Source organism: Cellvibrio sp. BR, from assembly GCF_000263355.1.
Lineage (GTDB): Bacteria > Pseudomonadota > Gammaproteobacteria > Pseudomonadales > Cellvibrionaceae > Cellvibrio.
In genome coordinates this window covers 1,208,364-1,223,804 of the sequence record NZ_JH668200.1, presented here as the reverse complement: position 1 = coordinate 1,223,804, position 15,441 = coordinate 1,208,364, and the positions used below count along the sequence as shown (strand labels likewise).

11 protein-coding genes are annotated in these 15,441 nt (G+C 49.0%); 3 read left to right on the top strand and 8 right to left on the bottom strand.

Annotated features, from left to right (window positions below):
* Window positions 1-123 precede the first annotated feature (123 nt).
* The 3 genes from O59_RS05145 to rluD form a co-directional block, all read right to left on the bottom strand.
* Window positions 124-627 (bottom strand): DUF4870 domain-containing protein, encoded by a 504-nt coding sequence (locus tag O59_RS05145; protein ID WP_007640219.1) that lies wholly within the window; start codon window positions 625-627, stop codon window positions 124-126.
* A gap of 135 nt (window positions 628-762) precedes the next feature.
* Window positions 763-1,554, bottom strand: coding sequence for a peptidoglycan editing factor PgeF (pgeF, locus tag O59_RS05140; RefSeq protein WP_007640217.1), 792 nt, complete (start codon window positions 1,552-1,554; stop codon window positions 763-765).
* The gene (rluD, locus tag O59_RS05135) at window positions 1,547-2,512 is read right to left on the bottom strand and encodes a 23S rRNA pseudouridine(1911/1915/1917) synthase RluD (protein WP_007640215.1); all 966 of its coding nucleotides are present in this window, start codon (window positions 2,510-2,512) and stop codon (window positions 1,547-1,549) included. The genes pgeF and rluD overlap by 8 nt, the downstream gene beginning before the upstream one ends.
* Window positions 2,513-2,674: 162 nt before the next feature.
* On the opposite strand from rluD, the gene O59_RS05130 reads away from it, so the two are divergent.
* Window positions 2,675-3,580 carry an outer membrane protein assembly factor BamD gene (locus tag O59_RS05130; RefSeq protein WP_007640213.1) on the top strand — a complete coding sequence of 302 codons (906 nt, stop codon included), beginning with the start codon at window positions 2,675-2,677 and terminating at the stop codon, window positions 3,578-3,580.
* 84 nt (window positions 3,581-3,664) lie between these two features.
* Here O59_RS05130 and O59_RS05125 read toward each other — a convergent pair whose 3' ends face one another.
* A complete protein-coding gene (locus O59_RS05125) occupies window positions 3,665-5,293 on the bottom strand; it encodes an NAD+ synthase (RefSeq protein WP_007640211.1) in 1,629 nt (542 codons plus the stop codon).
* 258 nt (window positions 5,294-5,551) lie between these two features.
* Here O59_RS05125 and O59_RS05120 point away from each other — a divergent pair, with 258 nt between their 5' ends.
* Entirely contained in the window at window positions 5,552-7,213 is a 1,662-nt protein-coding gene (locus O59_RS05120) for a PAS domain-containing sensor histidine kinase (RefSeq protein ID WP_007640208.1), read from the top strand.
* Between the two features lie 43 nt (window positions 7,214-7,256).
* Window positions 7,257-8,672: a sigma-54 dependent transcriptional regulator gene (locus tag O59_RS05115; RefSeq protein ID WP_007640206.1), complete on the top strand. Its 1,416-nt coding sequence runs from the start codon at window positions 7,257-7,259 to the stop codon at window positions 8,670-8,672.
* Window positions 8,673-8,774: 102 nt separating this feature from the next.
* Here the strand turns inward: O59_RS05115 and O59_RS21970 are convergent, their stop codons facing one another.
* Genes O59_RS21970 through O59_RS05095 form a run of 4 tightly spaced genes read right to left on the bottom strand, consistent with a single transcriptional unit; the run spans window position 8,775 to window position 15,434 of the window.
* A complete protein-coding gene (locus O59_RS21970) occupies window positions 8,775-9,224 on the bottom strand; it encodes a type IV pilin protein (RefSeq protein ID WP_007640205.1) in 450 nt (149 codons plus the stop codon).
* 9 nt (window positions 9,225-9,233) lie between these two features.
* Window positions 9,234-13,718, bottom strand: coding sequence for a pilus assembly protein (locus O59_RS05105; RefSeq protein ID WP_007640203.1), 4,485 nt, complete (start codon window positions 13,716-13,718; stop codon window positions 9,234-9,236).
* Between the two features lie 23 nt (window positions 13,719-13,741).
* Window positions 13,742-14,350 (bottom strand): PilX N-terminal domain-containing pilus assembly protein, encoded by a 609-nt coding sequence (locus O59_RS21675; protein WP_040391202.1) that lies wholly within the window; start codon window positions 14,348-14,350, stop codon window positions 13,742-13,744.
* Between the two features lie 25 nt (window positions 14,351-14,375).
* Window positions 14,376-15,434, bottom strand: a complete 1,059-nt coding sequence (locus O59_RS05095) for a PilW family protein (protein ID WP_040391201.1) — start codon at window positions 15,432-15,434, stop codon at window positions 14,376-14,378.
* Window positions 15,435-15,441 lie beyond the last annotated feature (7 nt).

Here is a 15,441-nt window from a genome sequence, read left to right as displayed (position 1 = left end):
AGCGAGGTGATTTCAAGCAGGCGGTGACCTGCTTGAAGGTTTTAATGCAGTAAGATGGAAACCATTTGCGTTAAATCAAAAGTGCATCAGTTGGAAAGCGTGTTAAGCAAACAGTGCAGAGGATCAAAGTGGAGGGGAAATCACCCGCGGAGTTTCATTCACATCAAAAAACTTGATGGTAAGTGGATAATTTTTAATAACGCCTTTATTCGCATCCATCGCGCCCATAATAGTGAACACCACCGAACAAATCGCCAGTGCCGCCAGCATGGGGATGCCAATCAGCACCACAAAGAGTATCAAACAAACGATGGCGTAGATTAGCGAGCTGAATACCCAGTTCATGACCACCTTACCCTGCTCATCCACGTAGGGATCTTCCTTTTTGGATTGCCACATAATAAGCGGTACCACCAATCCCAAAAAGGGGAATAACCAGGAGCAAAACTGGGTGAGGTGTAACACCATGGCGTAGTCGTAATTGTTGGTCTGCAAAATGGTATGCGGTTGTACAACCTTGTCGTTTTGCCCACCCAGAATTCGCGCCTTGGCTTGCTGATACTCCTCTTCACTGATTAATCCTTTTTGTTTGAGGTCATTCAGCTTTTCGATTTGTTCGAGATCCATGAAAAAACTCCTGATGATGAATTGGTTGAACAAGCGGACGGCAGATGAGTCAACAGCATAGCCTCAGGTTGAAACATCCTCCATTAACTCATTGGACGAGCGAGGGAGCAAAACAGATTCACGAGATGCTTATTTTTATTCGAGCCAGATCAAGCTGGCCATGCGTCCGGTGGTTTTGTCGCGCCGATAGGAGTAAAAACGCTCCGCCTCAATAAAGGTACAGTCGCCGCCACCGTAAATGGCGGTCACCCCCAACGCGTTGAGTTCTGCGCGGGCCAGTGCATAAATATCCGCATAAAAATGTAAGGGGCGCGCACCGGGAATAAATGCGGCGGCGATCTCATCGGCATGGAGGGCATTACGCGCTACAGTAAAAAACGCCTCAAGCACATCGATACCTACTTCAAAATGGGCCTGTGAAATTGCCGGGCCGAGGTAGGCAAGCAGCTCACTGCGCGCACCGCTGAACTTATCCAACCCACGCTCACAAATACCGCCGGCCAAACTGCGCCAACCGCAATGTAAGGCTGCCACCTGAGTGCCCTGTTTGTCGCATAACAAAATGGGTAGACAGTCCGCCGTCATCACCAGACAGGCCAGCCCATGCTGGGTGGTATAGCTACCGTCGGCGGTACGCACCAAACCATCGTTTTGCGCATCCACCACTTTTATGCCGTGGATTTGCTCCAGCCATTGCGGGCTTTGCGACAAGCCCAGCTGCTCAATCAAATGCTGGCGATTGTGAGCGACGGCCTGCGCATTATCACCTACATGCAAACCGAGATTATTGCTCGCATAAGGTGGCAGGCTAATTCCGCCATGACGGGTGGTGATACAGCTGCGCACATTCGCTGGCGCTGGCCAATCCGGCGCGATCCACCCCAATGCATGCCAGGATTCCGTGTTGCTGCCCGTCGGTTTATTCATCGTCGCGAATATAACCCTTGTTCAACGCGTCGAGCAGGTTGCGGAAATCCTCCGGAATTGGCGCCGTCCATTCGGTGTACTCGCCGGTGCCGGGGTGCTCTAACCCCAACTTGAACGCATGCAGTGCCTGACGCGGGAAACCTTTGAGGGTATCAATCAAATGCTGATTGGCGCCTTTGGGAATTTTAAAACGGTTGCCGTAGGTTTGATCGCCCACCAGCGGATGGCCGATATGTGCCATGTGCACGCGAATTTGATGGGTGCGCCCGGTCTCCAGTTTTACGCGGATATGGGTGTGATGGGGGTAGCGCTTGGCCACACGGTAATGAGTGACTGCACGTTTACCGCCAGCACTGAGCACAGCCATCAACTTGCGCTGAATGGGGTGACGCCCCATGGGAGCATCCACTGTACCTCCGCCGGTCATCGCACCTACCGCCACCGCTTCATATTCACGGCTCACAGTGCGATCGGACAACTGCTCAACCAGATCGGTATGGGCTTCCAGGGTTTTGGCAATCACCATCAAACCCGTGGTTTCTTTATCGAGACGATGCACTATGCCTGCGCGCGGCAGGTTAATTAGCCCGGGGATATGGTTGAGCAATGCATTCACCAGCGTACCGGTATAATTGCCCGCCGCCGGGTGAACCACCAAGCCTGCCTGCTTATTGATGATAATCAGGTCATCATCTTCATGAACTATATCCAGCGTGATCTCTTCTGGCTCCCACTCGCCCTGAGCCTCAAGCTCCGCCTTTAATTCCAACTGTTCGCCGCCGATCAACTTGTCTTTCGGCTTGGCGACACGGCCATCCACCTTGAGTTGGCCGTCTTTAATCCAGCTCTGCAAACGCGAGCGGGAAAAGTCAGGGAACAACTCGGAGGCGATCTGGTCGAAGCGCATGCCGCTCATCTGGATCGGCACCTGTGCGCTCAGGTCAAAAACATCTTTCATTAAAAAACCTCTAGTGATGTGTTTCTGGCTACTGATGATTTGCCAAAAACCGGAAATTGGGAGCTTTTCTTGCTGCCAGATTGGTATCCGCCAAGCTCTGTGTTTAAATACCCTGCCCCGCCAAAGGGGCCTTTGTTTATTGAGATAAGAGTCTATAACCCTATGCGCGTCCTGCCCTGTTTGATGCTCAGCACCCTGGTATTGCTGACTGCCTGCTCCTCCAAAGAGCCCGAATACACCACCGAAGCGGATTTGTACAATGCCGCCGAGCAGCAACTTGAACGCAGCCAGTGGGAATCCGCCATTCGGAACCTCAACTCGCTCGAAGAAAACTTTCCCTTTGGCACCTATGCAGAACAGGCGCAATTGGAGCTGATCTACGCCCAGTACAGCTCGGGTGAACCCGATGCAGCCATCGCCACAGCCAACCGTTTTATCCGCCTGCACCCCCAACATCGCAATGTTGATTATGCCTACTACATGCTGGGCATGAGTTCCTTTACTAAAGATAAAGGGATGTTTGAGCGGGTAATGCCGGTGGATACGTCCAAACGCGACCCGGGCGCGGCGCGTGAATCACTCGCCAATTTTACCCAATTACTCAACCGTTTTCCCGACAGTTCCTATGCCGCCGACGCCAAGAAGCGCATGTTACACCTGCGCAACCACTTGGCGCGCTATGAAATTCATGTCGCTAACTATTACTTCAAGCGCGGCGCCTATCTGGCAGCAGTAGCACGTGGCCGCTATGTGCTGGAAAACTTCCCGCAAACCCCGGCCATTCCTGATGCATTGGCAGTCATGGTGCAGGGTTATTACCTAATGAAGATGGATAGCCAGGCAGAGGAAATGCTGGAAATCCTTAAGCTCAACTACGCAGATTACCCGGCACTGGATAACAACGGCCGCTTTGATCAGGAGTACATGTACAACAATGGTCGTTCACGCTGGCTCGCCTACCTGACTCTTGGTCTATTCAGCAAAGATGACATTACCGGTTTTGATACCCGCGCCCTATACGACCCGCAATTCAAAAGACCCGATACTAGTGTTGCGCGCGCCAACTAATTAACGCGCCACACCAGAGTCATAATGCTAGAGAATAAAGGCCGCACTGCGGCCTTTATTGTTTTTACGAATTGCGATGATTAGTTAATCACCCAATTTCCAGCCAGAGGTGATCGGGTAGCGGCGATCGCGACCAAAACCGCGCTGGCTAATACGCACCCCCACCGGCGCCTGACGACGCTTGTATTCATTGATATCCACCAAGCGCACTACGCGCTCTACCTGCTCACGCACAAAGCCCTCACGGATAATCGCTTCCGCGCTAAAGTCCTGTTCCACATAAAGCTCCAAAATGCGGTCGAGCACATCGTAGGGTGGCAGGCTGTCTTCGTCTTTTTGATCGGGCGCCAACTCCGCTGAAGGTGGACGGGTGATCACCGTTTCAGGGATTACCGGGCTGAGGGTATTGCGATAGCGCGACAGCGCAAATACCAGGGTTTTAGGCACATCTTTCAGCGCATCAAAACCACCGGCCATATCGCCATACAGAGTGGAATAACCCACCGCCATTTCACTTTTATTGCCGGTAGTCAGTACCAGGTAACCTTTTTTGTTGGAGATTGCCATCAGCAATACGCCGCGACAGCGCGCCTGCAGATTCTCCTCGGTAGTATCACGTTTGGTGCCCGCAAACTCATCACTGAGTGCTGCCATAAAGGCTTCGTACATGGGCTCAATACTGATTGAGCTGTAGCGCACACCGAGCCGAGCAGCTTCATCGGCTGCATCGTTTTTACTCAGGTCAGAGGTGTAGCGAAAGGGCATCATCACGGCTTCGACACGGTCAGCGCCCAATGCATCCACCGCCATCGCCAGGGTTAATGCGGAATCGATACCGCCGGATAAACCCAGCACCACGCCTTTGAAGCGATTTTTATTGACATAATCGCGCATACCCAGCACCAGCGCCTGATATACAGCAGCTGTATTCTCGGGAATAGGTGCGAGCGATTGGGGAGATACAGCAACGCCAGTGCTACTGCAATCGAACACCACCGGGAAATCACCTTCATCAAACGCTGGCGCGCGAAATTGGGTTACACCACTGGCATCCACCACCACTGAGCCACCATCAAACACTAATTCGTCCTGCCCGCCGACCAAATTGGCGTAAACCACCGGCATCGCCCCCTCGCGGGCGCGCTGCGCAACTATGGCTTCGCGCTCAAGCTGTTTACGCTGATGGTAAGGTGATGCGTTGAGACTAATCATCAACTGCGCACCTGCGGCTTTGGCCTGTGCCATAGGTTGCGGATACCAAATATCCTCACACACACTGAGCGCTGTTGGTATTCCTTTTAAGTTGAAAACAACGGCGGAATCCCCCGCAGCAAAATAGCGTTTTTCATCAAATACCTGGTAGTTCGGTAACTGCTGCTTGGCATATTCCGCGATCAACTGGCCATCGGCAATGACACCCGCCATATTGAATAGCTGGCCATTTTTGCTGCGCGGATAACCCACAATCAACGCCACAGGTAGCTTGGCAGCAATAATTTCGTTAAGTGCGCGCTCAATACGCAAATCCAAACTCGGGCGCAGCAGTAAATCTTCAGGTGGATAGCCCGTGAGGGTTAGTTCGGGAAATATCACCGCATCCACCGGTCCTTGTGCCAGCGCAGCGCGGGCAGAGGCCAATACCTTGGCGGTATTACCGGGAATATCCCCAACCAAGGTATTAATTTGGGCAAGCGTCAAATATAAATGCGACATAGGAATTCATGATTATCAAAGAGTAAAAAAAACTGACGCGATAATATCGTGCGAATAACTGTCAGGGTCGGCAGCAGAAGTTATGGAAAAATGGCAGAATTAGCGCACTCGCACCGAACCTGACAATCCACTTGTGCGCCACCAGCAAGATGACACGCTCATTCAGGTTCAATTGTTACAGACGTGCATTGTCCGTGAAATAAACCGTTAAAGCCAAGCGGATTTTGTCAGCTACCGAAAAAGGAACCTCCATACATCATGTCCCACGCGCCGCTCGCCAGCCCACAGGGCTATAACCCCTACGACCTGCTGCGTATTTATACCTATTACCGCACCCTGCTCGGTAGCGTATTGTTGTTGATGTTCCAAATCGAGTTTGCCCCGAAAATTCTGGGGAACGACAATCCGCAGCTCTTTTTCTACAGCTCCATCGGTTACACCGCGATTAACTTTATGACCCTCATTGTAATGTGGCGGGTTAAATACGCGCCCTCACAAACCAAACTCTTCAGCTCACTGCTGATCGATGTCATCGCTATCAGTTTGTTGATGCATGCCAGTGGTGGTGCGACCAGCGGTTTGGGTTATTTGCTACTGATTGCGATTGCGGCCGGCGGCATTATGTTGCGCGAGCGTATATCGTTTTTCCTCGCAGCCATCACTACGATTGTCGTGATTAGCGAAGGAGCCTATCGATTTATTATTCTCACGCAAGACAACAAAGCGGTATTTACCTCAGGCACACTCAGTGCTCTCGCCTTCCTTACCGCACTCCTATTTCAACATCTCACGAAAAAAATCCGCCTCTCCTATGCCGAAGCTGAAAGCCAAGCCAAACAGGCGGCGCATTTGCAAAAACTGGCGCAGCTGATTGTCGAAAGAATGCGCACAGGGATATTGGTACTCAACAACCAACTGACTATTGAATTACACAACCATGCAGCTCTCAAACTGCTAGGCATCAACAGCGACAGTGTTGAGAATATTCCACTCAGTCAGTTTCCAGACCTCTATAAAAAACACCAATCCTGGCAGCGCAATAGCAGCGATCACTCACCATTTTTAAAAATTGAAGGCGAAACCAGCAATGAAATTAAAGTCAACTTTGCCTACCTTGAAGCCGACAAAACCAATGAGGTATTAATCTTTTTGGAAGATGTGCGCTCGCTCAATCAACAGGCACAACAATTGAAACTGGCATCGCTGGGGCGATTAACTGCCAGTATCGCCCATGAAATTCGCAATCCACTCGGCGCCATTAGCCACGCCAGTCAATTACTGGCAGAGTCACCGCAGCTGCCACAGAGCGATGTGCGACTGCTCGATATCATCAACAATCACAGCACGCGCGTGAACCAAATTATTGAAAATATTTTGCAGCTCTCCCGCCGTCGGCCAACACAAACCTTACCGATTAACTTGCGGCAATGGATTCCAACTTTTATCAACGACTATAAGGCGAGTAAGACTAATGGCCCGCAATTGGAAATTGCGTTACTGGAGAAAAATCTGCGCAATAATCGTAACAATGGCACAGGCACTGTAAATAGTGATGGAGCGCTGGAAGCCAAGTTCGACACCAGCCAATTGACTCAAGTGCTAAGTAACCTGTGCGACAACGGACTGCGCTATAGCAATAAAAAAACCGGGCGCCCTGATTTACGCCTGGAAATTGGGGTGGACATCAGCCAACACCAACCCTATATTCGTGTGATTGATTATGGCCCTGGCATTAGTGATGAAAACATCAAGCATTTGTTCGAGCCATTTTTTACCACCGAAAACACTGGCTCCGGTTTGGGGCTTTATATTTGCAAAGAGCTGTGCGAAGCCAATCAAGCAATCATTTCCTACAAGCGCACACCGCAGGGTGAAAGTTGTTTTCACTTACAACTCGCCCACCCTGATAAAGCTTCCTAACATGAATAACACTTTCTTGAATGCCGTTTGCGAGCAATAACAAATGACAGAAAAACGCGCTCTAATTATCGATGACGAACCGGACATCCGTGAACTGTTGGAAATTACGCTCGGTCGCATGCAAATTTGCACCGACACCGCAGACTCAGTTGCCAACGCCAAACAAATGTTGGCCAATCATCAATATGATTTATGCTTGACCGATATGCGCCTGCCCGACGGCAAAGGCTTGGAGATTGTTGAACTCATTCAACAGCGTTACCCACAGCTCCCTGTAGCGGTGATTACTGCTCACGGCAGTGTGGATGCCGCGATAGAATCCATGAAGGCAGGGGCGTTTGATTTCATTTCCAAACCAGTCAATCTCGCCACCTTGCGCAAACTGGTGAACACGGCAATTGAAGCCAGCAAATTAGCACCGCAACCAGTCCCCAAACTCACGCCAATTATTGGTGACTCAAAAGCAATTCAGGATTTAATCCGCAGTATTGAAAAATTAGCCCGCTCGCAAGCGCCGGTTTATATCAGCGGTGAATCAGGCTCAGGAAAGGAATTAGTCGCCCACTCTATTCACGACCTGGGGCCGCGCGCCAACAATCCGTTTATCGCCGTCAACTGCGGCGCGATACCGCGCGAATTGATGGAGAGTGAATTTTTTGGCCACAAAAAAGGCAGCTTTACTGGCGCACATCAAGACAAGATTGGTTTATTCCAGGCAGCCGAGGGCGGCACATTATTTTTTGATGAAGTTGCCGACCTACCACTAGACATGCAAGTCAAACTTCTGCGCGCCATTCAGGAGAAATCGGTTCGACCCGTGGGCGCGGCAGAAGAAATTAATACCGATGTTCGTATTTTATGTGCGACTCATAAAAATCTTGAAGAAGAGGTCAAAGAAGGGCGTTTTCGTCAGGACTTATTTTACCGCCTGAATGTAATTCAATTAGCAGTCGCCCCGCTGCGCGAGCGACGTGAAGACATTCCCCTACTCACCCAACACTTGCTGCGAAAACTCGCCACCGAAATAAATTTACCCAGCCCCAGCATTTCACCGGCAGCACAAAACGCACTAAACAATTACCACTTCCCCGGCAATGTGCGTGAGCTGGAAAATATTCTTGAGCGCGCATTTACACTGTGTGAAAGCAATCGGATTGATGCAGATGATTTGCAACTGCGCAGTGCAGCGCAAGGCTTATCCTTTACGGCTGAAAAATCATTTAGCAGCAACTTTAACGGCAACAAAACCAATCAGCAGGAACGCGTAGGCGTTGACTATCCAGCTCGCTGCGCAGAGTACTCATCGCTGGATGAATATCTGCAAGATGTTGAAAAAGAAATTCTCTGTCACGCCCTGGAACAAGCCAAGTGGAACAAAACACTCGCGGCAAAACATTTGGGAATCAGCTTTCGCTCGCTGAGGTACCGGCTGCAAAAGCTGGGATTGGATGATGAGTAAAAGCGGGGGAGAAGGAAGCTATTATTCAATAAAAAGCGCCACTGTTTGTTTTACCAGCAGCGCTTCTAAAAAGGTAGTTCTAAGCTAAATGGATAACTAAAGCTACCAACAATTATCCGTATTATCCACATTGCCTGACTTAAAAGCCGCTCTCACGCCAAGCTGATTGAGGGTAAACCGATCACAATCGTCATCACTATCCTGACGTCCGCCAGAGACTGGTGTTGCTGTCAATTTGTAGGTGGCCGTGTCGAGATCTGCATCTGCGGCAATTTTTACCTGATAGAAACCTTCGGTCGAAGTTATTCCTCCCGGTGTTTGCAGACTATCAACAACAGCACAAACGCCAGCAGCGGTATCGTATTTACCATGTGCAGTAAAACACCGTTGCAACCGCTGGGCAGCCTCGTTTAGTGCCACCTTTGCATCCGAACGATTGCTTTTTTGCACTTGTTTCAAATAAGAGGGATAAGCGATACCAGCAAGAATGCCAATAATCGCCACCCCTATCATCAACTCAATCAAGGTAAAACCACGAACACCGTTGCGCATAAAAACCCCTTATTTTATTTGACGCCAGGACATGCGACCACGAGAGCCTGCGCCCGCCTCGCCGAGAAAAGCCTCAATATCACCACTCAATTCACTGCCCAGAATAACTACTTTTTCACCCGCCATAATGGGAATCAAATCCCCCAGAATAGGGTCAACTAACTCTATATTGGCATTACCTAGCAGCACTTTGAGGCCGATAAACTTATCGCCAACCCCCGTTAGCTCCATTAACCACCCGCTGCCACCATAATCACACTGGTTTGGTGATGGAATAAATGTGTTCACAATAAGGCGATCAAATAACAGCAGTGGCTTAACGATAACACGCTCACCTTTAGCCACCTTTTTGTAACTCAAATCAAGATACCAGCCATCGTAATCATCCCAATCGACAGCCGGTTCCTCTGAAGTAACCGGAGTTGCATCCGGTTCAACAGTGCGCATACCATTGGCTTCCACGGTGATAACTTTTTCTTTTAATGTGGTACTGCGGTTCGCGGCTGTCATCAAAATAGCACTATTAGTGTCTGCGATCGCATAAATACTCTGTACCGCAGTACTGGCGATGTCGGCCACTTCGGAATATTTACCGGTACCAAAATAAACCATTACCGATGGAGTTTGGTTCGCTCCACTTCCTGCTGGTTTGAGGGCATTTCTACCCAAGGTTGGGGTACCGGTAATGGGCTGCAAAGTCCCTTTAGAATCCATAACTGTAATGAGCGGTTTACCACTCAAAGCAGCCTTCCAACTACCGATAGAGTTAGATGTAAGATCAAACTTCCACATATTACCTTTCAAGTCACCGGCATAGGCATAGGTAGAAACACCCTGTGAGTTTGGTAAAAGTGCGGCGCCAGACAGCCCGTTATCAGTTTGGTCGGAGGTCGCAATTGACACAAAAAAAGAGGAAGGTTTTTCGACATCTATCGCAATCAACTTGGCAGTACCATTAGTACTTTCAGTACCATTGCTAAGCACCGCTACCCAGCGATCATTAGCCGCAGGTACGATCAGCATCTTACCGTTGCTGTAACCCAAGTCGTCCTTGTAGGTCAGCGTTGCGTCATCAGCATGGATATCAAAAATAATACGCGGCTCACCGCCAGTGGCAAGCACATCGGTGACATCCAATAAATAAGCGCCGCGACCACCGGCCCCCAAAGTTCCCCCCACCAGAGTGCGCCATTCTTTGACGTTATCATTATTGCTATCTATGTAGGCATCACCCACGTAGATAGGGCCGTCAACAGTGTATGTATGCTGGTAATTGACATTCGACAAAGAGGCGAGCTTGGAGTAAACACCTCTCGGGATATAAGCGAACAGCTCTGCCCCCGTCTCCGCATTAAAGGCATGCATCATGCCGTCATTTGCGCCCACAAATACTGCTTTTGTGCGCTTCACCTTGGAGCCCACATAAGTTTCGTAAGTCGCAGCCCCATAGGTAGCGGGCAAGACGTTGTAGCGCTGACTACCAGCACCAGCATAACCGGGATCAGAATTCACAATATCGCCTAATAACTTGGTGCGTTTGCGCATATCGGTCTGCTCGGCTCCCAATAACCAGTTAAACCGTTTTTGTGCATTATCAGTGGTAGTTTCAGTTGACAGCTGCAACGCGGCTTTTAGTGCGCTCGCAGCACTGTTGGCCCAGCCTGCACTGCTCAGGTTGACTTGCCCGCTATCACCCAAGGTGTATATCTTGCGCGTCGAGGAGGCAGTTAAGGTCTTATCCGTATCCCAGGAGATATTGGATTTATCAATCTTGCCATCCTCTTCGAGTGGATACGCGCGGATGGCGCCGCTCCAATCCTTACTATTGAATAAAGCTTGGTATACCTTGGTTTCATCTTCCAAGCGGGTTGAGTTGGAGGCAACCGTCGCAGAAGAACCAGTGGTTGCCGCAGCAAGTTTCAACGCATCACGAAGGGATTTTTCCAACGTTCGGGGGTCGGTGGCATAAAAATAGGCTTCGGGTTTTGGCTGCTTTTTAATCTCTTCTTGAAGATTGAGCTTGCCGTCGTTAACAGCTTTTTCAAAATCTAATGAATAGCCACCCCACTTCGCCGCCAACTCAAGTGGTGATTTCAGGAACTTTGCCTGAGCACTTGCTGTGGTGGTGGCAATTGAATATGTCTGCTGAGGAGTAACGGCAAGGCCAGACAAAGTACCATCTGCCGCCACCGTAATTTCACAAGGACCTGAGCCATCATTCACACGACAAGTGCACTTATCCGCTGCATCACAATAGGTATTGGGTTCGATAAAGTCCCGTAATCCGGAATGAACCTTAAAACCATCGTCATTTGCCGTTCCGCTGAGAACATATCCAAAACCCATGGATGCAGCAGTTGAGGCGGTATAAACCCTCGATGTCACTCGAACCTCATTACTTACAACTTCAATATCCAGTGTCCCCCATACGTCCTGATCGTAATCGAGACCTTGCTCCGCGGATTCCCAATTCACATAGAGTTTTGCAGTGTTTTTAATATTATTTGGCTTAATGTCACTCTGAACGATTTTAAAATCAACAATCGCACAATTACCCTCTCGTGTAGCGGGCTGCCCTGTTTGGCCGTCCACAGTTGTGGTTGTACGATTACTTTTACACGCGGGTAGAATTTCAATTTTTTTATCAGCCGTACCTGGCACTGGAATTTTAATTGAAGGCACGGCGGGCGCGAGTGCAACCCCATAGGTGCGCACAACTTGCGTCCCCTTCACCGCAGAATTGATATCGTTTTTGCGGGCATAGTGAGCCAATCCGCTAATTGCATAGCTACCCTTTAAGCGCGGAGCATCAGGACAGGTGCCTAAAAATTCAGATAATTTAGAAAAGGCCTTGCCAGTACAGATACCGTTTTTATCAGCGCTATTTTGACCTACAAAGTAAGAACCAGAAAGATTCTCATAGGCGGGCTTGCCTAATTCGTCTATTAATGCATTGATATCCAACACACCAATATCCGACGCACCAGCTAACTCATCATCATCAAATGAAGAACTAGACGCGTTAAACTGTAAAACACTCAAAGGGGCGCAATAGTTCTCATTATTTAAAGGTCGCACGGCAGCAGAATCAGGCCACCCCACCGTTCCCAACCCGGCAATACGGGTAGAATCATCCGCCAAATATAAGGGTGCCGATGCCCCACCCAAATAACGCAAGGATTCCAAATAAATTTCTGATTGCGGGTTTCCCCAGTTACTGCACGTGCCATTGGCAAACCCCGATATACCGCCAGGACAACTATCGTTACCGGCATCAGTGAGGCTATAAGTACCATCAGAACCAAGGGGCGTGCCGGGAGTGCCGTAGTTATAGCCGTATATTTTTAGGCTATTTAAGGTTTTAATTGCACCATTCGCGCCCGTAAATGTACCATTAGTATTGATATTGATCTCAGTTGCCATATTGCCTACCGCTTTTCGTAAGACACCTCCCGATTTATTTTTGGAGTATGAACCGGTCATCAAACCGAACAAAATTGTTTCATCTTCACCAAACTCCTGCAGCAGGCCAATCGGTTTTTTAGCACTACCTACAGTTGGATATTGTTTACAGTTAGTTTCCAATAACCCCTCAACACACACTTTAACGCGCGCAACATACTCACCATTGGTCGCAAGACTGGCGACACTCAATTTGTTGCCCGAATTGGCGCTCGGTGCAGTCCCATAAGCATAAATTCCGGAACCGGCGATCACGTTATCGTTACCGGCTCCGTCAAACCTGCACTGCCAGCGCTCGTTGCTTGCCCACAGCGAATAATTTCCTTTTGCTACTCTAAGCAAAGGCGGGCTGGTGATGGTTTGCGAAAGATTGGAGTTGAGATCGGTATCGGCCGTGGTATTACAAATCGTAATACCTGTAGCCGCTGTATTTGACTGTAACTTGGGAACAGTAAACGGAGTTAATTTCTCAATGTCAGAACCATCGTAAAATTTTGCAAAAGAGTGGGCGTCATGAGGCAATAAGGCGCGCTCTAAAACGGTAGCAGTGCTTGAGTCGGTGGAGCGCAGCCCACCGTAAAGAATTTTGCGAACAGCATCCATGCGCGTCATTGAGGCCCAGTTTAAAAAATTACCACTCCATAACTCCGAATTTGCAGTGCAATAGTGATCGCTGGTAGTTGCTTCTTTGGGCTCGAACAACTGATCTGTTGTGTTGTATTTGTAGCATTTTTTACTGTCAAAATAGCCGTAGTATTCATATTTAGTGATGTAAGTTGTATCCGGCGAAGTATCTGGATTGCCGCCATTAGGGTCGGTCAGATCTCCATAGTCATCATATAATTTGAAAAAAAGCTGATGATCCCGCGACATGTTCAGCATAACTATTGGCTTCACCGGCGCCATCAAAAACAGTGGACTCTGATGTGGTTCAGCCACTGCTATATGCGTGAGCGACAACGCAAGGCCACCCGCAACAGCGGCAATCCAGGTTTTGGCGAGCGCTTTAAAAGAAGATGATATTTTGTGCATATAATTCTCCAAAACTAACTGGATTAACGAGCAAATGTGGATTGCAAAATCACTTCCGCATCCGCTGTCAAACCGAGCCCACGGCTGGTTATACGATAAAATTCTGCGTCCTGTAACTTTTCAACACTCTCGTGATCCACACCGCTACCCTGGCTTGCAGCAAGCCCTGTCACTATCACTTTTTCAATTGTGTAGCGTGGCTGTTCAGTAAGACCACTAATTGTATCTTCATCCAACTGAACGCTATTTGCTTCCCACTGCGCCGCAGTCCAAATAGTAGGGCGCAGTCCACGTACCGTAGTAGAGCCTTCAATATAAGGCCAGCTACCCAGCAGACTGGGGGAGTAATTGGAACTTTTATTTAAATCCGGCCAATAACCAATAACGGATCCGGTAAAACTGGGCAGAACCGGAAAATCAAGAGGATCAAGAATATTTTCACCCTCGCGAAGAGCCGCTTCAGAAGCCTGAAAAGCGATATTGCGGTCACGCATATTGCCTGCCATGCGCTCCTGCAAATCACTGCCGCGAATTGACGCGAGACCAATAACGGTAAGAATCAGTAGGAGCACTAGGCCGACAATAAGAACCGCGCCAGTTTGCTGCTTGATTACAATTGTTCGCTGTTTCATAAACACATCCAGAACATAATTTGTTTTAAAAGGAGCGACTGCGAATACCAACGGTAGTGGTGAACACTTGGCGTAATCGCCTATCAACTGGGTCGGGAGTTATATCGTCTTCTCCGGCGAAGCTATAAGTTTGTGTTTCAGGCAAAACACCATCATCAATACTGCTCACCAATAACTCAACACGCATTGCAACAACCTGTGCCCACTTAGTCAGCGCTATATCGCCAGCGGGTAGATAATCATCCGGAACATAATCTCCATTATCATCCACGCCATAGGTCACACTCATATCATCAACGCCTTCAAGCAACTCCAAATTATCGTTATTAACATTTTGCCAGAGGCTAGGACGCCCAGAGGCGCCAGTGGCAATGAAGTAAGTAATACTGGTGGCAGATAACAATTCCGCGCCTGGTTTAAAGGTATCTTCGTCATTACCGGAATTCCCCCCCCAACTGGTAATTGCATTGCCGGGGCTAGCGCCAGACCCATCGTGATTAAGGTTTACCTCATCGCTCGCCACAGTTACCTTAGTTGCCTGAAATACCTTTGCTTTGGTGCAATCGGTTAATACGAGGATGTCACCCTGGCAAATGCCGCTGATTCGTGTCGAACCATCTGCACAGGCTTTAGGTTCGTTACTAGTAAGCGTGACAAATACTTGCGCCGATTCGTTATTTTTACTGACCTGAACACCCGAACCATAAGCACCACGCAGCACAAAAAAATCAGTATCGGCTTTGGGCAATGGACTCAGACCGTGATTTGCAGGTAGCGCAGCGGCGGTATACCCCATAATCGCGGTGCCAAAATCGTATTTATAATTATCCTTGTCATTCAAAGTATTGGTTACTTTCATTTCCGATGAGCGCGTAGCACACCCCATATAGCCTGCCATACGAATATCGCGCGCCAAAAAATCGATAGCCAAGCGCCCGGTTTCCTGTATGCGCGACAACGCTTGCTGGGTTGTGTAAACCGTTTTGCTGGAGATAAATACTTGCAACACACCGGTGATCAAAATCAAACCCAATGTGATGGCAATCATGAGCTCAATCAGTGATAAACCTTTCTGCTTCTTCATAGATCAG